Below are 21,231 nucleotides of genomic sequence, written 5' to 3' on the forward strand. Positions count from 1 at the left end.
CCTCGATCGGTCATTCGTGTTGGCATTTATCTCCGCACGAGCACCGGCCGCCATCCTGGCAACCGCACCGACAGTCCGGACCGCAAGCACAGGGAAGAACGCTGGGAACCATCGCAAACCTCTCCGAAGTAGGGATTGCCGCCTGAGTCATAGCCGGGAAGTATAACCAGGCGCTCAGCCGGTCTTGTGTGCCACGGAGAAGACCCGTCGGAACGGCAGCCAGGTGGTGCCGTCGAGCTGGCGCGGATAGGCCGCACGCAAGAGCGGCGCCAACTGTGCGGTGAACTCCTGCCAGGCGGTGTCGTCGAGTGCGTTGCGCACCGGACGCAGGGCGGTTCCGGTGACCCATTCGAGTACCGGATCCTCCCCCGACAGGCGTTGCAGGTAGGTCGTTTCCCATGCGTCGATAACCGCTCCCGGCCAGCGCTCGGCCAGCGAAGCGGTGAGATGTCCTGGGCCGCAGCCGAGATCGACGACGCGGCGCGGATCCTCGGCCCCGATACGACCGAGAAGTTCGAAGAATGGACGCGAGCGGTGGTCATCGAAGGCCAGATACTTCTTGGGATCCCACATCGGCAGCTCCAAGTCGATTCAACCAAACCGTACGTTCGTACTGTATTCCGCATCGGCTGGTCCGGCAAGAAGCAGCCGGAATTTCCGGCGCACTGTGTGGGTTGGTGCGGGAAACAACCGATGGGAGTGCAGTGAACGACTTCAATGCGCAGGTGATCAATGAGTTCCGCGCGAATGCGGGCAAGGTCGGCGGGATGTTCGACGGTGCGTCGATGGTGCTGATCACGACGACGGGCGCCAAATCCGGCCGCCAGGTCACCAGCCCGCTGGTTTACCTCCCGGACGGCGAGCGGATCGTGCTCATCGCCTCGAACGGCGGTGCTGATAAGCATCCAGCCTGGTACCACAACCTGCGCGCGAATCCGGAATTCACCGTGGAGCTCGGCACCGAGAGCTATCCGGCGAAGGCCGAAGAGGTGACCGGCGCCGAACGCGACCAACTGTATGCGCGGATGGTCGAGATCATGCCGGGATTCGGTGAGTACCAAGCGAAGACTTCCCGGGTGATTCCGGTTGTCGCGGTGTATCGCCAAGTGGCCTGACGATCAACGTGCCAGCCCGGTCCACGATGTCCGGGCTGGCATCAGCCGATCAGGATTTGTCGCCGAACCAGCGTCGCAGCGCTTCGGCAAGTCCATCGCGCTCGCCGGAATCCGCGGCCCAGGCCACGTAGCCGTCCGGTCGGATCAGCATCGCGGAAAGATCTCGTGGTGCAACGGGTTTCGCGGTCACCACGCGCACCCGATCCGACCACGGTGCGGCGATCGTCCTCAGCTCAGCGGAATCGGCCAGATCCAACAGGATTGCCCGACCATCGGTGAAGTGCGCACCGAGCCGACTGCCGTCGGACAGTTCGATATCCGGCGTGACCGCGCCGACCACGTCGTGGCCGCCGCCGAGGTCGTAGCGGTGCAGCACACCAGAGATCTTCTTGAAGATGGCGGTGCTGCCGTCGCGGGTAGCGAGCAGATCGGTCATCACCTCGCGTAATGCCTTGCTGCGCTGGTCAATTCTCATCAGCGCGACCTGCGCGCGGGTCCACTCCAACACCCATGCGCCGACCGGATGACGTTCGGCGGTGTAGGTTTCGAGGAGAGTTTCGCTCATGTCGCCGCGCACCACGGCCGCTAATTTCCAGCCGAGGTTGACCGCATCGCCGATGCCGAGATTGAGGCCCTGCCCGCCGAACGGCGAATGCACATGGGCGGCGTCGCCGGCCAACAGCACCCGACCCTTGCGATAGTCGGTGACCTGGCGGGTGTTGTCGGTGAACCGCGTTGCCGAATGAACCGCGCTGATCTCGACCGGCACACCGGACACCGCGCGCACGCTGGCCTGCAATTCGGCCGCGGTGACCGGCGTTGTCCGGTCGGCGGGCGGACCGTCGAGTTCCACGGTAATGATCCTGCCCGGTATCGGACCACTGGTGTAGATCCCGGTTTGGGTGGTGTTCCAGCCTGGACGCAAGCCCTCGGCGCCGGTCATTTCGACGACCGCTTGATGGCCGGTGATCTCCGGGTCCAGACCCGGGAAATCGAATCCGGCCAGCTTACGGACCGTGCTACGGCCACCGTCGCAGCCGACGAGCCAGTTCGCGCGGACGGTGCCGTCGGCGAGGCGGACAGTGACACCGGATCCGTCATCGTCGAATTCGGTCAACTCCACACCGCGCCGGATCTCGATCCCGAGTTCGTCGGCACGCCGAGCCAGGATCGCCTCGATGGCCTGCTGGGCCACCAGCACCGCCTCGGCACCCGGGCCGAGTTCGGCGAAAACCGGGTCTTCGAAATCGATTTCGTCCGCACGGAGCATGATGCCCGCGAAATGACCAGCGATCGGCAGACGCTGGTTCGCGGCATTCGGGAACATGCCCGCCGCGCGGATGCGCTGTACCGTCGCATTCTGCTGCTCGAGCAGGTCGGGCAGCATGCCGCGGCGGTAGAACGCCTGTGCGGTCGGCACATTGATCGCGCCGGCCTTGATGGTCATATCGGGTTCGGCCAGTCGCTCGACCACCAGCACCTCGGCACCGCCGAGGCGGAGTTCGCAGGCCAGCATCAGTCCGACGGGTCCGGCACCGGCGACCATCACATCGAATGTCTCGTTCATGAGCTCGACTCTGCCGATGTGTGGTTGCGGCGGGCTTGCGTCGCCTTGCACGCGCCTTGCGTCGCACCGGAACTCGTCGACCTCAGTCGAGCTGATCGATGGCTGCCACACCGATCGCGTGGTCGGTCTGCGACAACGCGGCGGCGGAGACGCCCGATGCGCCGATAACGGTAATCGCGTATCTGCGGCTATTCCGGAAGTTCTGCGAGGTGCTCGAAACTGTGGTCCGACGCCGGGTGCTGCGTAGAGAATCGAGTCGAGCGAAGGAGACTCATGGAACCGATTGTTTCTGTCACCGGCGGCAAGATTCGCGGCCGGACGACCGCTGGCGTCAGCGCATTTCTCGGAGTGCCGTATGCGGCGGCGCCCGTCGGGCCCGCGCGGTTCCGGCTGCCGACGCTTGTGCCGGACTGGCAGGGGGTTCGTGATGCGCTCACTCACGGCGCAACCTGTGTGCAGACCCACTATCCCCCGCCGATACACGCGCTGATCGGCAGTGACGGGATACCGGGCGACGAATATCTGAATGTCAATGTGTGGACACCGGATCCGGGCGGTTCCGGACTGCCGGTCATGGTGTGGATTCATGGCGGCGCATTCACCCGAGGGTCCAATGCGAGGGCGATCTACGACGGTGCGGCGTTCGCGCGCGACGGGGTCGTGCTGGTTTCGATCAATTACAGGCTCGGCATATCCGGCTTCGCGGCAGTGCCGGACGCACCGCTCAACCGGGGACTACACGATCAACTGTTCGCGCTGCAGTGGGTGCAGGAGAACATCGCGGCCTTCGGCGGGGATCCGAACCGGGTCACCATATTCGGTGAGTCGGCGGGCGGGATGAGTGTGGCGACGCTGATGGCCTCACCGCTGTCGCGCGGTTTGTTCCGGCAGGCGATCATGCAGAGCGGCAATGGATCCGCCGCGGTGGCCGTTGAGGATGCGCGCAAACTCGCCGGTGAATTGGCCACGAGCCTCGGAGTCAGCCCCACCGCGGCTGATTTCGGCGAGCTCGGTCCCGATGAGCTACGCGGGGCGCAAGACGCGCTCGCGCTCGCGCTGATGAGCGATCCGGATCCGGCGCGGTGGGGATCCTCCATCATCGGCAACGGGATGGGGATCATGGGTCTGCTTCCGGTGATCGATGGTGAGGTGATCGAAGGTCAGCCGGTCAAAGTTCTTGCCACACAACCTGATCGGGCGGTCCCGCTCATTGCCGGATGCACCGCCGAGGAGTTCCGGTTCTTCACGGTGCCGACCGGTATCGCCGCCGGAATCACCGCGGAGACACTGCCTTTCGTGCTCACCCGGTACGGACTCCATCCTGCGCTCGGGAATATCTACGGTGCCAATCGTCCGGGTGCCACGGCGGCGGATGTCTTCGCCGCCATCATTACCGATCGGGCCTTCCGCTCGGACACGCTGCGAATCGCGCAGTCGACCGCCGCCGCGGGTGCGCCGAGCTACGCCTATGAGTTCGCGTGGTCATCCGGCATCGAGGGGCTCGGGGCCTGTCATGTCCTGGAGGTGCCGTTCGTCTTCGACGCCCTCGCGGGCGCGCAGACCTTGACCGGCCCCAACCCGCCGCAACCGCTCGCCGATGAAATCCATTCGGCCTGGGTGGCTTTCGCCGAGTCGGGTGATCCGGGTTGGCCACGCTTCCAAGAGAATTCGCGTCTGGTCCAGATCTTCGACAGTCCGGACTCGAGTGTCGTGAGTGATCCCCGCGGGGACGAATTGGCGGCACTGCGGAAGTCCGTCGCTTAGCCGCTCGAGATCAGGTGGAACTGGCGGTGGGAGCTACTCGGGCGATGCCCCATGGCATCCACCTGATCTTGGTTACCTGCCGAGTTTGGTGGTAGCGGAGGCGCGTAGGGCGGCGCGGGCCGCGACTACGGCTGGGTGTCGGCCGGTGCCGCGCCGGTAGGCCAGGTGGGTTTTGCGTCGGGTGGACAGGGCTGTGAGCACCACGTTCGGGGGTGGGGTGAGTGCGCCGAGTTCGGGGACGAGGGCGACCCCCTGGCCGGCCGCGACCAGGGCCAGGACTGTACTGAAATCGTCCACGTGATGGCGAACCCGCGGGGTGAATCCGGCTGCCTGGCAGGCCCGGATCGTCATGGTGTGACAGAGCGTGCCGGGGGTGCCCGCGATCCAGGAGGCGTCGTGGTGGTCTTCCAGGGATGTAATGGTCGGGGTGGCCAGGTAGATGGTCTCCTCGAGGAGCGGCTCGGTGTCCAGGGCGGGATCGGGTTCGGCGGGCACGTAGTCGTATTCCTGGACCAGCGCGACGTCCAGCGCATCCGTGCGCAGTGCGTCCGGGACGGTGGCCGGATCCAGTTCTGTGACCAGCAATTCCAGTCGCGGATGGTCGCGGCTCAGTGCGACCAGGGCCGGGGAGAGGATCGTGGCGACTGCCGTAGGGAAAGCGCCGATGCGCAGCGTTCCCGTAAGTGCGGCGCGGGAGGCCGCGAGGTCGGCGGTGGCTTGTTCGAGTGCCGCCAGGATTGTCTCGGCGTGTTCGACCAGGGTGAGTGCGGCGGGTGTGAGAGTGACGCCTCGCCCGGTCCGTTCGAGTAGCGGTACGCCTGCTTCCCGCTCCAGTGCAGTCAACTGCTGAGAGACCGCCGACGGCGTATAGTTCATCGCCTCCGCGACCGCCGCGATCGTCCTGCGATGGGCCAATTCACGCAGCAGGCGCAGCCTTCGAACATCAAGCATCAGTTCAGCTTATGCTCGGCGGAAGAAAGATGAACTGGACCTGAAGTATTGCGGCGGGCCAGTCTTGAAACCATGACGCTCACCGGCCTATTCGTCCCTCTGATCACGCCGTTCGCCGCCAATGGCGATCTGGCCGCCGACGCACTGGCGGGCCTGGCCCACGAGGTACTCGACGACGGTGCAACCGGCATCGTCGCCCTCGGCACCACCGCCGAAACCGCCACCCTCACCCCGGAAGAGCGTCACCGCGTCCTCGATATCTGCGGCACTGTCTGCCGAGAACGCAACGCTCCGTTGATCGCCGGTGCGGGCACGAACTGCACCGCGGATTCGGCCGAAGCGCTCGCCGCCCTCGGGTCCGCCGTCACAGCCGCACTCACCGTTGTCCCCTACTACACCCGCCCCTCGGAAGCGGGCGTCATCGCCCACTTCCGTCACCTGGCGGCCTCCAGCCCGGTCCCCCTCATCGTCTACAACATCCCGCACCGCACCGGCCGTGCCCTCGGCCCCGACACCCTCCACGAACTCGCCCGCATCCCCAACATCATCGGCTTCAAACACGCCGTCGGCGGCATCGACGACACCACAACCACTTTCATGGCCGCCCTCCCACCCGACGTCACCGTCCTGGCCGGTGACGACCTGCACACCGCCGCACTACTGGCCCTCGGCGCCATCGGCGGCATCCTCGCCACCGCCCACCTGACCACCTCCGCCTTCGCCACCCTGATCCACCTCTGGCGCAACGGCCCCATCCAAGAAGCCCGCACCCTCACCCACCGACTCACCCCACTCTCCGCAGCTCTGTTCGCCGAACCCAACCCGGTAGTCATCAAATCCGTCCTCGCCGCCCAAGGCCGCATCCCCACCCCCACCGTCCGGCTCCCCCTCCTCCCCGCCACCTCCGAAACAACCACCGCAGCCCTCGAAGCCCTGCACCAACTTTCCGTAACTGTCCGTGCCTGACCGTCTAATCCCCAGCGCACCAATCGGATTCACGAACCCGCGACGACGGCCCGCTCAGCCGAGCTCCTCCGTTCGCTGACCGCGCGCAGGTGGGTGCGCCAGCGCTGTGGGAGGAACTGCTGCCGCGGTCGTTTCGATCTCGGCCGCGAGGCTGGCAGTATTGGTCGGCCTCGTGGTGTCGACATTGATAACTGGGGTCAGCTCCAACGGTCGACCATGCGCGGCCCAAGTGTCCCAATCGCGCACAGAGCGGAGCCCGTCGTTGTGCACCGCGGCCTGCGGTATCGCCGCGGCCATCGCCCAGACAGCCTCCATCGCGATCGCACCGAGCGAGGGCACGGCATCGGGCCGGGAAATACATTCCGCCAAGGCTTCTTTCACAGCGTCCTTGGAGAGCAGTTGCGCATCCAGTTCGCGGGCGAGCGGCGGCGCCAAAGTCGACTTACCCGAGCCGGGCAGCCCGTTGACCAGCACCAGGAGTTTGTCCTTCGCTCGTTGCGTCACCCGGACATTCTTACTGGCCTCATGGTTGATCCATCACCGGTTCAGACGGGATTTTGCGCCAGGTGGGGCGGTGGGCGTTGGTGATCCAGCGGAGGGTCCATTCGGCGGGGCCGTAGCGGAACCAGTGGAGCCAGAGTGCGCTCAGAGCTAGTTGGAGGGTGAAGACGAGCACGGCTGTGGACATCGTGGCGAGCGGGGAGAACGTGCCGGCGGCGGCCAGGCCTATGCCGGTGAAGATCAGTAGGCCGATTGCTGATTGGGCGAGGTAGTTGGTGAGGGCTATGCGGCCGGCGGGGGCCAGCGCCATGCGGATGAAGGAGGTGCGGGGGCTGTGCATTGCTCGGAGCAGAGTTGCGACATAGGCGGCGGTGAGGAATGGGGCGGTGGCGACGCTGATCGCTACCGTGAGGGTATGGCCGGTGCCGCCGCCGATGGTGAACAGGATGCTGCCTGCCAGGCCGATGGGGAAGCCGATGAGTTGGATTCGACGCAGGATGGGTTCGTCGCCGTGTACGTGGGCGAGCAGTTTGCGACGGCCCGCGACCAAGCCGAGTAGGAACATGGCCAGTGCGGTCGGTCCCTGCAGCGTAAGAGATTGCAGGACAAGGAGTCCGAGGCCGTCGAGGTGTTCGCCGATAATGTCGCCCCAGCCGCCGAGCATGGCCTGGGTTGCATGCTCGGCATTGGCTTGTGCCTCGGCGGTCGAGGGCAGCATTGCCGACAGATCCATGAATACAGTGCCGAGCAGCAGGCTCGCCACGACCAAGCCGTACAGAATCGCCGCGACGCGCAATGCGGTTCGGTCGCTGACCCGCCGCATCCAGAACAACACCAAGCACGCCACCGCATAGGTAGTGAGTACGTCGCCCGCGTACAGGAACACGATGTGCAGCACACCGAGGACGAACAGGCCTCCGATGCGACGCAGCATCCGCGGTTCGAAGGCGGCTCGCGCGGCAGCCGCCGATTCCATCTGCAGGGTGAAGCTGTAGCCGAACAGGAATGAGAACAGCAGATAGAACTTCATATCGACGAACACCTCGGACAGTCCGCGCACGGCATCGTCGAGGGTGGAGGTGTAGTCGGGGTCGATCACCAGATTGCCGGGATAACCCGAGGCCATGAAGGTGATATTGACGATGAAGATGCCCAACAAGGCGAAGCCGCGCAGGGCATCGACGTCGTGCACTCGGGATCTGGAGGCGACCAGTTGATCGGTCATTGTGTTCTCCGTAAATCGATAGTATCCGAGGGATACTATCCAACATATACTATCTCTCGGGCTAGTATCCGCCAAAAGCATCGGAGGAGGTAAGGCCATGGCCGACGAGGCGGTGCCCGCCGACCTGGGCAGGCTCTGGCGACTCCCGACACCCGCACGGCTGGGCCGACCGGCGGAACTGGACGTCGACCGGGTCGTGCGCGCCGCAGTGGATCTCGCCGATCGCTTCGGGCTGGGCGCGGTCACGCTGCTGAAGGTCGCGCAGACACTGGGTTTCACGAAAATGGCGCTGTACCGCCACGTCGGTTCCAAGGACGAACTCTTCGAGCTGATGGCTGATTCAGCCATCGGCCCGGCACCGGATCTCGGCACCGGGCCCCTCGAGTGGCGGGCCGGGCTGCGAGAGTGGGCACATGCGATGCGCGCGGTCTACGCCGAGCATCCGTGGCTGCCGCAAGTACCGATCTCCGGGCCGCCCCGTGGTCCGAACACGATCGGCTGGATGGATGCCGCGCTGCGCGCACTCGCCGACACCGGACTCACCTGGGCCACCAAGGCGGGCATCCTGATGCTGGTGAGCGGACATGTGCGGCAAGCGAGTCTGCTCACCCAGCAGCTCACCGAGGCACGGCGCGGCACGGGTCTCGACGAGGTGCAGGCCAATCGGAACTACCGCCGCACGCTGGCCGTCCTCGTCGATCCGGACCGCTTCCCCGCGGCGGCCGCACTGTTCGCCAGTCCGCTGTTCGAATCACCGCCGGACGGGGATACCGATTCCGACGACCAGGACTTCGTATTCGCGCTGGAATTGATCCTCAACGGCGTGGCCGCCGAGATCGATGGCGCATAGGACTCAGTCGAGCAAACGCCAGGCCCAAGTGGTGGACAGTTCCAACGGGTCACTCGCGGTGACCGGCCGCGGGTGGGTGTTGATGCCGTTGGGCGGACCGGATTGTGGCTCGACACAGGCGGCTTCGGGTTGTTGGTCGAAGACGACGACCCACTCGGCGGGACTGGTGATGGTCAGCTCCAGAGCATGGGGCCAGGTCAGGGTGACAGTCGTGCCATCGGGCATCGCAAAACAGTCGTCCCAGGGACCGGGCTGCGGGGCAATGCGGCGTCCGGTCGGCAGATAGTCGGGGCCGCGCTCCTCCTGCCAGGCTGGGGTGAAGTCGAGCTCGATGTCCTTGCCTGAGCCCAGATTTCGCAGGAACCACGGATGCCAACCGACCTGCGCCGGGAACGGCTCACCCGCTGTTTCGACCCGCATGGTCAGGGTGATCGAGTGCTCGGAGAGCTGGAACTCCTGGGTGACTCGCCCGCGATACGGCCACGGGTCCGTGAGCTCGCAGCTCAGCGCGGCGGTGGATTCGGTGGTGCTGAGGACGTGCCAGGCCCTATCGCGCGCGGTGCCGTGGATGGCGTGTGGATCGGCGTTGATCGGCATCTGGTGCAACGTGCCGCCATACCGGAACTGCCCCGATCCCATCCGCCCACACCAGGGCGCCATCGGAAACGCGCCGTACCGTGCGCCCTGCCGCAACAGTTCCACGTCACCGACCCGCAAACTGGTCAGCCGCCCGCCATTCTCCGGCGCGATGCTGACCTGTGCCTTCTCTGCGGTCAGCACAACACGGGAATTGCCTGCATCGGCCATGAGCGCTCCTCCTCCGGCTATGGGTCAGGTAAGACACAGTGCCATGAGCAGCCCGGTTACGCTGACCGACGCGGCGGGCGCGAAACACCGGAGGTGACTTACCTGGCGCGACGGGAGCGGGCATGCTTGGGTTAGGGCGGCATCGGCGGTCGGAAACGTGAGGTGACGGATTTGCTGGATATAGTGCGGGGCGTGTCCTTCGTCCAGCTTGCGCTCGACCGGATCCCGGAGCCGTACCGGTCGTATCTGATCCAGCGGCGTGAGCTGCTCAAGTTCGCCGTCGTGGGTGGGATCACCTGGTTCATCGACACCGGGATCGTCTATGCGCTGAAGTTGACGGTGCTCGGCGAGAAGCCGCTCACCGCGCGCGTGCTCGGTGTGTTGATCGCCACGATCGTGTCGTATGTGCTCAATCGGGAGTGGTCGTTCCGGACCAGGGGCGGTCGGGAGCGGCATCACGAGGCTGCGCTGTTCTTCGCGATCAGTGCGCTCGGGATCGGTGTCACGCTGTTGCCGCAGGCGGTCGCGCTGTATGTACTCGATATTCGGGTGCCGCACGTCAGCCCGGTCACCCAGGCCGTCTCGAACTTCATCACCGGCCAGATTCTGGGCGTGCTGCTCGCGATGGCGTTCCGCTACTGGGCGTTTCGGCGGTATGCCTTCCCCGACGATCTCGTCCAATCGGAGCTCGAACCGCGCTAGGTCGCTTACCTTCGAGGTAATTGCCCCGATTCGGCAACGGGGGCGAAGATCGCCGGTATGACACAGATCGGCTTGCTGCTACCCAGCCGCGAAACCTCGATGACCGGCGAACACGATGCCGCCGGATTGGTCCGGTTCGCGCGGGCCGCCGAGGAAGCCGGGTTCGATTCGGTGTGGATCGGCGATTCCCCGCTGGCACGAACCCGAGTCGATCCGCTGCCACTGCTCGCCGCCGTCGCCGCGACTACCGCGCGCGTCCAACTCGGCACCGCCGCACTCACCGCGACTTTGCGTCATCCACTGCTCGGCGCCCACACCGCCGCCACCGTCGACCAGCTCAGCAACGGCCGGTTGGTCCTCGGTCTCGGCGCCGGATTCCCGCTACCCGAGAGCCGGGACGAGTTCGCCGCTGTCGGTGTGCCTTTCGACCAACGCGTCGGCCGACTCGACGAAACGGTCGCCATCTGGCGCCGGAGTTGGTCCGGCGGAACCGAATTCGACGGCCGCTACTGGCAACTCGATGATCTGACCCGCACCCTCCCCGCCGCGAGCCCGGCCGGTCCCCCGCTGTGGCTGGCGGGCAGTGACACACCTCGAGTGCTCGAACGGGTGGCCCGGTATTACGACGGCTGGCTACCGTTTCTGCCGGACCCGGACGCCTACGCCCGCGCATGGCACACCCTGCGCGAAATGACCACCCGCAGCATCACCCCTGCCCTTTACGCCACCATCAATATCAACCCGGACTCCGCCGCCGCGCGCACTGAACTCGACGGCTACGTCCGCCGGTACTACCGCCGATCGCTGGACGAAATGTCCACGATTCAAGCCTATTTCGGCGGTTCCGCCGACGAATGCGTCCATTGGCTCGGACGGTACCTCGATGCGGGCGCGCAGCATCTGGTGCTGCGCATCGGCTCACTGCAGGCCCGCCGCCAGCTGGATCTCCTCGCCGACGCCCTGCTCCGAACGGCTTGAGCCTCAGCCCTTCATCTGTGCGATCTGAATCAGGTTGCCACAGGTGTCGTCGAGCACCGCGGTGACAACCGGTCCCTGATCGAGCGGCTCCTGAGTGAATCGCACGCCGAGCCCGCGCAACCGCTCGTACTCGGCGTACAGATCGTCCACCGCGAACGACGTGAACGGAATTCCGTCCTCGACCAGCGCCTCCTTGAACGGCCGGACCGCCGGATGCCCATCGGGCTCCAACAGCAGTTCGACGCCGTCCGGTTCCTGTTGTGACACGACCGTCAGCCAGCGCGCCTCGCCGAGTGGAACCTCGGTCTTCTTCACGAAGCCGAGCACCTCGGTGTAGAAGCGCAACGCTTTGTCCTGATCGTCGACCAGAACACTGGTGATATTGATGCGGATCATCGGTCCTCCTGGAGCCAGCGGTGGGTGAGCCGCCGCAGTGGTTCTCGATTCAGATGATGGAATTTGTACCGGCCGTCCCGGCGCGTGGTCACCAGACCGGCGGCCGCCAGCACGTCCAGATGCTGCGAAATCGCCTGCCTGCTCGATGTGAGCTGGTGGCCCATGGCGAGCCGTGCGCAGAGCTCGAACAAGGTCTGGCCGTCGCGATCGGCCAGTTCGTCGAGGATCGCCCGACGCGTGGGGTCGGCAAGCGCCTTGAAGACATCGCCGCTCACACCCTCACTATAGGCAAGTAACCACTTGCCTATCAAGTGGAGTTCAGATCGAAAACAGGGCGGGCGAATGTGTCGGGGGCCGAGTTAAATTGGGTTGATGAGCTATGAGTTCGTGGTGCTGCCCGCAGGTGCGGCGGCATCGCCGGGGGACGTACTTCAATATTTTCGATCCAGACGCGGGCAACCCGCCGATGACCACCTCTACCAGACCGTAATCGCCGGACTGCACAGCTGGAACAGCCGAATTCCGGCCGCCGCCCGGCACGCCAGGCTGCGGATCGAGGCGGCCGGAGACTCGGTGCGGGTAACCGCCGCCGACAGTGTGGATCGCCGCAGGACTCGCGGCTCCGCTATGGACTACGCCGCGCCGCGGGTACGCGAACTCATCGAAGCCCTCATCGCGGGTTTCGCATATGAAATCTACGATGCGCGGTCCAACACCTTGACCAGCCCCGAAATACGCCGCTACGCCTCGATCGATATCGGCGGTGAACGCAAATATTCCTCACTCACCCAGCGCGAGATCTTCGACTGGGTCCGCCAACTCCATCTGCTGGCCGCCACCCCATATCTGATCGCCGAAAAGCGAAACGACGCAAAGAGTTTCATCCGGGCCCACCACAACTCCCCCACCGACTACACCCTCGAAATCCACCATCCGATCCGCGACCAACGCCTGCGCGCCACAGTGACCGACGGCGCGACCGTTGCCCAACTCATCTGGGACTGGGCCTGCGACGAGTGGGGCCGACTGGACGGCATCGCCTGGGCGCCTTTGGAATGAAATAGTCAGCGCCACTGGGCAATTCGCGCACAGGCCGTTCGCCGATTGCGGTCTTCCTCGGTCACATCCTCGGCCATGCCACGAATTCGTTCCCGCACCATCGGCGTCCGATCGCTCGCGTGGATGACGCCGAGGGCGCGGGTTTCGGACTCGCAGTCGTCGAGGCATTCGATCGCGCGGTGCTCGGCGAAATTCGGGGACAAGCGAGCCGATGCGGCGGCACATCGGGTGCGCAGGTGCGAGTAGACGGTGGGACAAAGACATTCGCCTACGACGAATGCCCAGGCAATACACATACCGCGTCGAGCCCGAGCACGTGATTGAGCCGCCCGAAGGCCAGCCACGACCCGATGCTCATACTCAATTCGACGATTTCGGTCTGGCTGTACTGCGCGCGCATCCGATCCCAGAATTCGTCATCGAGATTGTGGTGATCGGTGGCGTAGCGTTCGGCGTATTCGGCGGCGAGCCGGGTGCGTTCGTCGAACAGCTCGGTGGTACGCCAGTTGGTCACCGCGTCCGCGAACTCCGGCTCCACCTTCTTACCGTCGCGCTCGGTGCGCCAATCCAGGCAGAAGATGCAGCCGTTGACCTGGGCGATCTTCAGCCGTGCCGCCTCGAATTCGCGCAGTCCGAGGGTCGAATGCGAATACACCGACAGCGAGAAGTTCGAGGCGGCCAGGCCGATGCCGGGCACCATCTCGCCCCACACGTAACCGATCGGGTCCTTGCCCTCGGGGATGTCGATGATCATGGATGCTTCCTTCCGAGCTTGCCGACTGCGGGACGCAGTGGGACATCGAGCGCGTCATAGAGTCCGGGGTCGGCGGCGACGAGCCAGTCGATGGCATTCACCAATCGGCCGACCGCGGTGGCATTGCCGCCCGCGGAACGGTTTCCGTCCTCGTCGGCGGCCTCGATGGTGATCTCGATACGCGGGTGGCCCTCGATGAGCACGCGGTGCGCACCCTCGCCGTCCGGCGGCGTCGGCCAGTCCGGCGCGCAGGTCGGGTGGATCCGGGTGACGTGCTCGATGACGATGCGCGGCTCACCCTCGACGATCCCCTGCACCTCGAATCGCAACGCGCCCTGCATACCCGACGCGAAATCACCCATGCGCTCGGTGGTCACGGTGGTGTCGAGCGCACGGCGGTCCAGGGTTTCGCGGATCTCCTCGAGTTCGACGCCCAGCGCCCGCGCCATCAACCGAATCTGTCCGCCCCACACCATGGTCGGTATGCCCGGCGCCACCATCGGTGGCAGATAGTCCATCGACTGGCCCATACCGACCAGATAGCGCACCGAATCGGGCTGGTCGTAGGTGGTGTAGTCGAAGATCTCCTGGCAGCGGATCACATCCACGGTGCTGCCGAGTCCGCTCATCAGCAGCGGCAGCACATCATTGCCCCAGCCGGGATCGACACCGGAGACGAACAGCGACCCGCCGCCCCGCGTGATCGCCGCCAGCACCGGATCGCGCATTTCGGGTGGGGCGCTGCGCGGATCGTAGAGCGCGTAGAGCGCCGGGGTGACGACGACCGCGCCGGACTCGATGGCCCGGACGATGTCGGCGAGCGCGTCGTCGGGGCGGATATCACCCGAGGCCGCGTACACCACAGCCCGAGGTCCGGCGGCCAGGGCCGCCTCGATATCGGCGGTCGCCGCAACGCCGAGGTCGTAGTCGAGCCCCGCGAGCCGACCCGCATCGCGGCCGACCTTATCCGGATTGTGGACGAGCACGCCCGTGAGTTCCAGCGCCGGGTGGGCGTCGACGGCGCGGATGGCCGCGCGGCCGACATTGCCGGTGCCCCAGACGATCGTGGGGATCATCGAGTCAGCGTAGCAAGCGCTTGGTTCGGTGGCCGGGATTATGGGGATTACACAGTGGGACTATGGAATTCGCGCGGCTATTTCGCGGTGTTATAGCGGATCAGATACTCGGCGAAACGCCGGATGTCGGCGTCATCCCATGCCGTCAAGCGCTCGGCGAACTCCCGGTGGCGCCGCCGCTCAGCCGCCCCCGCCACCCGCCGCCCCTCCGGCGTCGGCCGCAGGATGTGGTTGCGGCGGTTCTCCGGATCGACCTCCCGGGTCAGGTAGCCCAAGCGCTCCAGCGCGCCCACCTGCCGACTGACGGTGGATTTGTCGAGCACGAAGTGGTCCGCGAGATCGGTCGCCTGACAGCCGTCGCGCTCGATGACCAGATCCAGAATGCTCGACGCCACCAGCGACAACTCCGGATGCAGCTCCGAGGCGCGGCCGCGGGCGCGCCGAGCGAAGGCGGTCAGTTCGCGCTGGATGATGTGGATCGCCGCGGTGCGCGGTTCGGTGGCCATGGTTGCACTATACATCAGTTGTATGATACAACAATAACAGTTGTATTTACCAACTATTAGGAGTTGACCTTCATGCGTTCGCACCAGCTACGGCATGTCGCCGGACATCTGCTGACCCCACTGCTGATGTGTCTCGGCATGGCACTGGCCTATCTGGGTGCGTTCCATCAACCCGAGCCGAATCATCTGAAGGTGGCTGTGGTCGGCACATCCGCGCAGGACATGGTGCTGGCGCAGACCATGAAGGACAAGGCCGGTGACGCGCTCGAGGTCGTCACGCTGCCCGCCCGCGCCGACGCCACCGCTCAGCTGCGGGACCGCACGCTCTCCGGCGCGTACATTCCCGATGCGCAACATCCCGAACTGCTTGTGGCCAAGGCCAATTCGGACACCACGGCGATGGCGGTCGAGTTGGTGTTCCGGCAGGTAGCCGGGACGCAAGGGGTGCCGATGGCGGTCACCGATATCACCCAGACCGCCAGTGGTGACCCCACCGGACAGGGTCTGTTCTTCCTGCTCGTCGCCCTGAGCATCGGCTCCTACGGCAGCGTCGCCGCGATCGGTGCGGCGGGCGCCGGACTGTCCATGCGGGTGCGCGCGGTGATCGGCCTGGCGACCGCATTGGTGGTCAGCATCATCGGAATCGTGGTGGCCGCGCCGGTCTTCCATATCGTCGACCACGACTACGCGGCGATCTGGGCGATGGGCTGGCTGTACTCGGCGGGCATCATCACCGTCGGGCTCGGACTGCACACCTTCCTGAAGCGCTGGACCACGCTCGCGCTGATGGTGCTGTTCGTCATGCTCAACTTCACCACCTCCGGCGGCATCTACCGCCCCGAACTGCAGAACGGCTTCTTCGGTTCGCTGCACGCCTTCTGGAACGGTGCGGGTTTCGTGGAGGGGGCGCGCAGCCTGCTGTACTTCGACGGAGGTGCGGGTTTCGCCGACCGCATCGCGAGCCTGTTCGTGTGGCTGGCCGTCGGCGCCGCAATGCTGGTGGCGGCCGCGCGACACGAACGCCGTAACTCCTCCGCTCCTATCGCTCCGGTCCGTGCACAGCGACCCACCGAGGCCGAGGAGGAGATGGAAGAGGCAGTCGGCGTCTGACACCTCAACGTTCGATTCGACCCACGTTTCGTGGGTCGAATCCTTCGCGTCGCATCCCGGTCCGGGACCGGGTACGATGATCGCATCGCCGCTCTGGCATCCGAATTCCGCAGAACCCGATTTATATGTAACCGTAAGTTACGTATAAATGCGTGACCATGGCAGGATCGGACATACCGATGCTGATGAAGCTGTCCGGGCACACGTCGGCTCGCAGCCTCGCGGAGTACGTGAGGGTGTCCCGATGACGGCTTCCCGAACTTCCGGGCCCACACCGAACTCGCCGCGCGCCGCCATGGTCGGCGGTCGGGCAAATAGTCTGTGGCCGGGGCAGGAACATGATGAGTATTGAGACATCTATCCCGTTGCACGGCGCGGCGTTTCATGTCCTGCCCTCATGGAGTTGGCCCGCTGCCGACGCTGTGACCTGGGGTGGGCCGTCCTCGATGGCAGAACGAGCGTGTGACTTCACCGGTGCACGTGGTCCGTTCGACTTTCTGTTGTGCGAAGCGGCATTTTATGTCCTCTCCGGCAGGCCAATAGCGTCGGATTCATGGATTGGAATTTTCAGTCGGCGGAAGAACTCGCGGCCGCCTTGCATTCTGGTGAAGTGACATCGGTGGAACTGACCGATGAGGCGATCGCCCGTATCGAGCGCGACGACAAGGCGATCAACGCGATCTGTGTACCAGATTTCGACCGCGCGCGGGCCGCCGCACGCGATGCCGACCAAGCGCGCGCCCGCGGCGAGGATCGGCCGCTGCTCGGTATTCCGGTCACGGTCAAGGAGTCCTACGACATGGCCGGGCTGCCCACGACCTGGGGCATGCCGCAGCATGCGAACTACGTACCGGCCGAGGACGCGGTACAGGTGTCGCGGTTGAAGGCCGCCGGCGCGGTGCTGCTCGGTAAGACCAATGTGCCGATGACGTTGCGAGATATCCAGAGCTTCAACGAGATCTACGGCACCACCAACAATCCGTGGGATCACGGCCGCACCTCGGGTGGGTCCTCCGGCGGTTCGGCGGCGGCCCTGGCGGCCGGATTCGGTGCGCTGTCCATCGGCTCCGACCTCGCCGGTTCGCTGCGCACCCCCGCGCATTTCTGCGGCGTCTACGCACACAAGCCGACACTCGGGCTGGCGCCGACCCGCGGCATGGTCGCGCCGCCAGCGCCGGCCTTGCCGATCGACCTCGACCTCGCCGTCGTCGGCCCGATGGCGCGCACCGCCGGCGACCTCGCGCTGCTGCTGGATGTGATGGCCGGACCGGACCCGCTGACCCACGGCCTCGCCTACGACGTCGCACTGCCGCCCGCGCGCCACGAGCGGCTGGCCGACTTCCGTGTCCTGATCATCGAGGACCATCCGCTCATTGCGACCGGATCGGCGGTGCGGGCGGGGGTGAACCGGGTCGCCGACGCGCTCGTCGACGAGGGCGCCCGCGTCGAACGGCGCAGTCCGCTGCTGCCCGATCCGACCGAAGCGGCGACGCTCTACATGCTGCTGATGCTGTCGAACGCCGCCACAAGTCTTTCCGTCGACGTGTACGAACAGCTGCAGACCCACGCCGCCGCCCTGAGCGCGGAGGACCGGAGCCTCGATGCGGCGCGGCTGCGCGGCATGGTGCTCAGCCACCGCGACTGGGTCGAGGCGAACAACCGTCGCGAACTCCACCGCCACGGCTGGCGGCGGTTCTTCGGCGAGTTCGATGCCGTGGTGTGTCCGATCACGCCCACTCCCGCCTTCCCGCACGACCACAACGGAGGTCTGGAGAACCGGCACATCGACATCGACGGCATCGCGTACCCGTACTTCGACCAGCTCGTCTGGGCCGGTATGGCCACCATGCCCGGCCTGCCCGCCACCGCCATCCCCGCGGGCCGGTCACCCGAGGGCCTGCCGGTGGGAGTGCAGCTCATCGGTCCGATGTTCGAAGACCGCACCCCACTGCGGCTGGCCGAACTACTCGAGCAGAAGATCGGCGGCTTCCAGGCACCGAAATAGGGGCGTACTACCGGGTGTCCGTCGGGGAGCGAGGTGCCCGCCGAAATCGCAACCGACCACGACAACCCGAGAATCGTTGCAGAAGTCAACATCCGCCAATTGCCACGGGCGTTCGCGGCAACGCACGGTATCGCCGCTGAGTGCGCGACGCACATCGAACACCTGTTCGCCATAAACCGCGAAAAGTCGAGATGAACTGCAATTTCGCACGGCGCGCAACGTCTTCGAACACGCCGAGTTGATCGGCGGCCCCTGTCAGGTGCAAGATCGTGGATGTGTCGCGTGGCGGCGCCGGGTGGACGGCGATCGGCATGGAGGCACCGTGATCGAGGAGTCCGCCGTGCGTCCACATTCGCGCTCGCGCTGAGGTCGAGCGGGGCATCGAGGCCCCACCGCATTCCAGCACCCTTCGCGGAGCCGCACGGCCCGTGCGTCTTCCTCGAACGAGAGACGATCCATGGCATCAACCGACCTCGACGCAAACCGGGCGCGCGCCCTCGGACAGGAACTGGTGGCGATACACGACTGGCTGCGAACCGAACTCACGCGAATACGCGCGGATGTCACCGACTATGCGGCGGGTTCAGAGCTGCGGCCGACGCAACTTCGCGTGCACTGCACCGCATTCTGCGCCGCGCTGACCCGACACCACACCGGCGAGGACACCGCAGGGTTCCCGGCACTTGCCGACCAGTTCCCCGAACTGGCCCCGGTATTGGCCGAACTGCGCACCGATCACCGACTGGTCGCCGATTTCCTGCGCAGACTGACCGAACTGCTCGACTCGATCGGGCCGGACAATGCCGATACCGTACGGCGCGAACTCGATGGATTGGCTGCCATCCTGGAATCGCACTTCCACTGGGAGGAACGCAGGCTCGTGCAGGCTTTCGACGAACTCGAAATGGGTACCAGGACGGGCGAGGAACTTCTCGGCGTCACGGTCGCGGTGGATCGCATGCGGTCCGCTCGGGACTGAAGCAGCCACTACATCAGAGGCAGGTACGGTATTACCGGCCGGACCGCGTAGACAGGGGCGAGGAAGCATCGGTGAAAGGTCGGGGCGCGATATGAATCAACCGTATTCGCACTGGTATGCCCAGAATTCGCCGGAGAACCTACCGCTGGCCGCCCGCTACCAATCCGCCGACCCGATCACCTGGAACGGCAGCCTGATCTACCCGATGTACACCGAACAGGTCGGATCCGCGCCGATCCTGCTCACCATGAAGCTGCTGTCCGCGGCCCCGCCCGCGGGTCTGCGCGGACACGGAATCGGGCTGTCGGTGGTCGACGGGCACATCGGCATCGATGGCAGACGCCTGGCCGGGGTCGACGTATGGAGCGATGCCCTCGCCGCCGGCGTCACCTTCGAGGTAGTCCCGACCGATTCGGGCGCACTGTTCTCGCTGACCCCGGTCTGGGTCGACGGATTCGGCGCACAGAAATCCTGGTCGGGGAACTACGGCATCCTCATCGAACAACCACCGACCGGCCGAATCATCCTCTGGTGCAGCGTCGGCGAGGGCCCACCGAATTTCGCCAACTTGGTGGTCGAGGTGGAAACCGCGAGTCTGCCCGCCGGCTCCGTCCGGACGTCTGCCGCGCCACAAGCGCCACAACCCGCGGAACCGCGACCTGACACATCCGCGCAGCCGACGCCACCGACTCAGCCACACCGCGCCGTATCCGTTGCCCCCGAGCAGCCTCGACTCCCTGAGCCGCAGCCGACGCCCCGCGATCTCGAATTGGTGCGGTTCCCGGAACCGCCGCAAACGACATTCGCCCGCCCCGAACTCCCGGCGGCCGAGCAGACCACACCGTTGCAGCCCGCGCGCACCCGGTTGGCGGAACCGTCAGTAGCCGAGCAGGTTCCGGTGATGCAGGAACGGGCAGCGGATACCGACCACACCCCGCTCCCGGAACCACCGAAGCCTGGGCAATCCAAATCGCAGGGGCGCACCAAGGATGGCGACCGCGGCTATCGCGCCGCCCTCTACGATCTCGGCGTCGCCATGTTCGGCCGCGGCGAGGAAGAACAAGCCTGCGGTCTGTGGGCACAGGCCGCCGAGGCCGGGCACGCCGGCGCGGCCTATGACCTCGGCGTCGTTCTGTTCAATCGTGGTGAACTCGGCGATGCCGAGCGCTGGTGGCGCACCGCGGCCGACCGCCGCGAATCACGCGCCATGACCGGACTCGCCGAGCTCCTCGAACGTCAGGGCAATCACGCCGAAGCCGAGATCTGGCGCGCCTGTGTCGCTGAGGAGCAGACCGACGAACACGATCAATCGGTGAATTCTGGCTGAGTCGCAGCAGGATTCGCCGCCAGTTGGGCCCTGGCGGCCATCAGCGCGAAGCCGAGCAGGTTGAGTCCACGCCAGGCGGCGGGATTCTCGGCACGCGGATCGTCGGCGGCCAGTCCGATCCCCCATACCCGGTCGATCGGACTGGCCTCGACGAGCACTCGGCTTCCGGTGCCGAGTAGGTACTGCCTCAGCTCTTCGTGCTGACCGAATTTCGCCACATTTCCGGCCACCACGATGTCGAAACGACGTGCGTCCCAGATGATCTCGTTGAACCCGCGCACCCTGCGGCCGAGATCCTTCGCCTGCTTGGGATGCCCGGCTGCCAGAACCTGCTCGGCCACCTCGGTATCACCGAACGCCATCGCCTTGCCCCACATCATGTAGTGCTCGGCTGTGGCATAGGTCAGACCGCCGACAACGAACGACGCGGGCCACCATTGGCTCAGGCATCCAGGGCCGATACTGCCGTCGCGCTGCGGCTGATGTCCCCAGAATCGCAGATATTTCACCCGATCGCCGCTTTCGGCGAGGGCGATCAGATCGGGAACCGAGCGCACCAGCATGAGCAACAGTGTGCCGGATAGCACCGACAT

Annotated in this window: 25 protein-coding genes; 12 read left to right on the top strand and 13 right to left on the bottom strand. The window is 65.6% G+C overall.

The window, feature by feature from the left end:
• Window positions 1-174 precede the first annotated feature (174 nt).
• Complete coding sequence (locus OIE68_RS10540) at window positions 175-573, bottom strand: hypothetical protein (RefSeq protein ID WP_327099193.1); 399 nt, start codon at window positions 571-573, stop codon at window positions 175-177.
• A 131-nt stretch (window positions 574-704) separates the two neighbouring features.
• On the opposite strand from OIE68_RS10540, the gene OIE68_RS10545 reads away from it, so the two are divergent.
• Window positions 705-1,115 (top strand): nitroreductase family deazaflavin-dependent oxidoreductase, encoded by a 411-nt coding sequence (locus OIE68_RS10545; RefSeq protein ID WP_327099194.1) that lies wholly within the window; start codon window positions 705-707, stop codon window positions 1,113-1,115.
• 49 nt (window positions 1,116-1,164) lie between these two features.
• Here the strand turns inward: OIE68_RS10545 and OIE68_RS10550 are convergent, their stop codons facing one another.
• A complete protein-coding gene (locus tag OIE68_RS10550; RefSeq protein ID WP_327099195.1) occupies window positions 1,165-2,682 on the bottom strand; it encodes an FAD-dependent monooxygenase in 1,518 nt (505 codons plus the stop codon).
• Window positions 2,683-2,955: 273 nt separating this feature from the next.
• Between OIE68_RS10550 and OIE68_RS10555 the strand changes: the two genes are divergently transcribed.
• A complete protein-coding gene (locus OIE68_RS10555) occupies window positions 2,956-4,446 on the top strand; it encodes a carboxylesterase/lipase family protein (protein WP_327099196.1) in 1,491 nt (496 codons plus the stop codon).
• A gap of 72 nt (window positions 4,447-4,518) precedes the next feature.
• Here the strand turns inward: OIE68_RS10555 and OIE68_RS10560 are convergent, their stop codons facing one another.
• Window positions 4,519-5,397, bottom strand: a complete 879-nt coding sequence (locus tag OIE68_RS10560) for a LysR substrate-binding domain-containing protein (protein WP_327099197.1) — start codon at window positions 5,395-5,397, stop codon at window positions 4,519-4,521.
• A 72-nt stretch (window positions 5,398-5,469) separates the two neighbouring features.
• Here OIE68_RS10560 and dapA point away from each other — a divergent pair, with 72 nt between their 5' ends.
• Window positions 5,470-6,363: a 4-hydroxy-tetrahydrodipicolinate synthase gene (dapA, locus tag OIE68_RS10565; protein ID WP_327099198.1), complete on the top strand. Its 894-nt coding sequence runs from the start codon at window positions 5,470-5,472 to the stop codon at window positions 6,361-6,363.
• Window positions 6,364-6,417: 54 nt separating this feature from the next.
• Here dapA and OIE68_RS10570 read toward each other — a convergent pair whose 3' ends face one another.
• Complete coding sequence (locus OIE68_RS10570) at window positions 6,418-6,867, bottom strand: AAA family ATPase (protein ID WP_327099199.1); 450 nt, start codon at window positions 6,865-6,867, stop codon at window positions 6,418-6,420.
• 19 nt (window positions 6,868-6,886) lie between these two features.
• The gene (locus OIE68_RS10575; protein WP_327099200.1) at window positions 6,887-8,089 is read right to left on the bottom strand and encodes a DUF418 domain-containing protein; all 1,203 of its coding nucleotides are present in this window, start codon (window positions 8,087-8,089) and stop codon (window positions 6,887-6,889) included.
• Window positions 8,090-8,186: 97 nt separating this feature from the next.
• On the opposite strand from OIE68_RS10575, the gene OIE68_RS10580 reads away from it, so the two are divergent.
• A complete protein-coding gene (locus tag OIE68_RS10580; RefSeq protein WP_327099201.1) occupies window positions 8,187-8,939 on the top strand; it encodes a TetR/AcrR family transcriptional regulator in 753 nt (250 codons plus the stop codon).
• A 3-nt stretch (window positions 8,940-8,942) separates the two neighbouring features.
• On the opposite strand, the gene OIE68_RS10585 is transcribed toward OIE68_RS10580, so the two are convergent.
• Window positions 8,943-9,746, bottom strand: a complete 804-nt coding sequence (locus OIE68_RS10585) for an aldose 1-epimerase (protein ID WP_327099202.1) — start codon at window positions 9,744-9,746, stop codon at window positions 8,943-8,945.
• Between the two features lie 192 nt (window positions 9,747-9,938).
• On the opposite strand from OIE68_RS10585, the gene OIE68_RS10590 reads away from it, so the two are divergent.
• Together OIE68_RS10590 and OIE68_RS10595 are read left to right on the top strand one after the other, a co-directional pair.
• Window positions 9,939-10,448: a GtrA family protein gene (locus tag OIE68_RS10590; RefSeq protein WP_040690789.1), complete on the top strand. Its 510-nt coding sequence runs from the start codon at window positions 9,939-9,941 to the stop codon at window positions 10,446-10,448.
• Between the two features lie 57 nt (window positions 10,449-10,505).
• A complete protein-coding gene (locus tag OIE68_RS10595) occupies window positions 10,506-11,426 on the top strand; it encodes an LLM class flavin-dependent oxidoreductase (protein WP_327099203.1) in 921 nt (306 codons plus the stop codon).
• A gap of 3 nt (window positions 11,427-11,429) precedes the next feature.
• On the opposite strand, the gene OIE68_RS10600 is transcribed toward OIE68_RS10595, so the two are convergent.
• Window positions 11,430-11,822: a VOC family protein gene (locus OIE68_RS10600; RefSeq protein WP_040690671.1), complete on the bottom strand. Its 393-nt coding sequence runs from the start codon at window positions 11,820-11,822 to the stop codon at window positions 11,430-11,432.
• Window positions 11,819-12,097 carry a metalloregulator ArsR/SmtB family transcription factor gene (locus tag OIE68_RS10605; RefSeq protein ID WP_327099204.1) on the bottom strand — a complete coding sequence of 93 codons (279 nt, stop codon included), beginning with the start codon at window positions 12,095-12,097 and terminating at the stop codon, window positions 11,819-11,821. The genes OIE68_RS10600 and OIE68_RS10605 overlap by 4 nt, the downstream gene beginning before the upstream one ends.
• A gap of 97 nt (window positions 12,098-12,194) precedes the next feature.
• Between OIE68_RS10605 and OIE68_RS10610 the strand changes: the two genes are divergently transcribed.
• Window positions 12,195-12,881: a hypothetical protein gene (locus tag OIE68_RS10610; protein WP_327099205.1), complete on the top strand. Its 687-nt coding sequence runs from the start codon at window positions 12,195-12,197 to the stop codon at window positions 12,879-12,881.
• A 5-nt stretch (window positions 12,882-12,886) separates the two neighbouring features.
• Here the strand turns inward: OIE68_RS10610 and OIE68_RS10615 are convergent, their stop codons facing one another.
• From OIE68_RS10615 to OIE68_RS10630, 4 genes are all read right to left on the bottom strand, one after another.
• Window positions 12,887-13,084: a hypothetical protein gene (locus OIE68_RS10615; RefSeq protein WP_327099206.1), complete on the bottom strand. Its 198-nt coding sequence runs from the start codon at window positions 13,082-13,084 to the stop codon at window positions 12,887-12,889.
• 65 nt (window positions 13,085-13,149) lie between these two features.
• Window positions 13,150-13,635 carry a carboxymuconolactone decarboxylase family protein gene (locus tag OIE68_RS10620; protein WP_327099207.1) on the bottom strand — a complete coding sequence of 162 codons (486 nt, stop codon included), beginning with the start codon at window positions 13,633-13,635 and terminating at the stop codon, window positions 13,150-13,152.
• Window positions 13,632-14,711 (bottom strand): dihydrodipicolinate reductase, encoded by a 1,080-nt coding sequence (locus OIE68_RS10625; RefSeq protein WP_327099208.1) that lies wholly within the window; start codon window positions 14,709-14,711, stop codon window positions 13,632-13,634. The genes OIE68_RS10620 and OIE68_RS10625 overlap by 4 nt, the downstream gene beginning before the upstream one ends.
• Before the next feature lie 77 nt (window positions 14,712-14,788).
• Window positions 14,789-15,232 carry a MarR family winged helix-turn-helix transcriptional regulator gene (locus OIE68_RS10630; RefSeq protein WP_327099209.1) on the bottom strand — a complete coding sequence of 148 codons (444 nt, stop codon included), beginning with the start codon at window positions 15,230-15,232 and terminating at the stop codon, window positions 14,789-14,791.
• Window positions 15,233-15,289: 57 nt separating this feature from the next.
• Here OIE68_RS10630 and OIE68_RS10635 point away from each other — a divergent pair, with 57 nt between their 5' ends.
• The 5 genes from OIE68_RS10635 (at window position 15,290) to OIE68_RS10655 (ending at window position 20,638) form a co-directional block, all read left to right on the top strand.
• Entirely contained in the window at window positions 15,290-16,327 is a 1,038-nt protein-coding gene (locus OIE68_RS10635) for a hypothetical protein (protein WP_327099210.1), read from the top strand.
• A gap of 553 nt (window positions 16,328-16,880) precedes the next feature.
• The gene (locus tag OIE68_RS10640) at window positions 16,881-18,332 is read left to right on the top strand and encodes an amidase (protein ID WP_327099211.1); all 1,452 of its coding nucleotides are present in this window, start codon (window positions 16,881-16,883) and stop codon (window positions 18,330-18,332) included.
• Between the two features lie 33 nt (window positions 18,333-18,365).
• Entirely contained in the window at window positions 18,366-18,527 is a 162-nt protein-coding gene (locus tag OIE68_RS10645) for a hypothetical protein (RefSeq protein WP_327099212.1), read from the top strand.
• Window positions 18,528-18,789: 262 nt separating this feature from the next.
• The gene (locus tag OIE68_RS10650) at window positions 18,790-19,311 is read left to right on the top strand and encodes a hemerythrin domain-containing protein (RefSeq protein ID WP_327099214.1); all 522 of its coding nucleotides are present in this window, start codon (window positions 18,790-18,792) and stop codon (window positions 19,309-19,311) included.
• Window positions 19,312-19,402: 91 nt separating this feature from the next.
• Window positions 19,403-20,638: a hypothetical protein gene (locus OIE68_RS10655; RefSeq protein WP_327099215.1), complete on the top strand. Its 1,236-nt coding sequence runs from the start codon at window positions 19,403-19,405 to the stop codon at window positions 20,636-20,638.
• Here OIE68_RS10655 and OIE68_RS10660 read toward each other — a convergent pair.
• Entirely contained in the window at window positions 20,617-21,231 is a 615-nt protein-coding gene (locus OIE68_RS10660; RefSeq protein WP_327099216.1) for an NADAR family protein, read from the bottom strand. The two genes, OIE68_RS10655 and OIE68_RS10660, sit on opposite strands and share 22 nt — an antisense overlap.

This window comes from Nocardia vinacea (genome assembly GCF_035920345.1).
Taxonomy (GTDB): Bacteria; Actinomycetota; Actinomycetes; order Mycobacteriales; family Mycobacteriaceae; genus Nocardia; species Nocardia vinacea_A.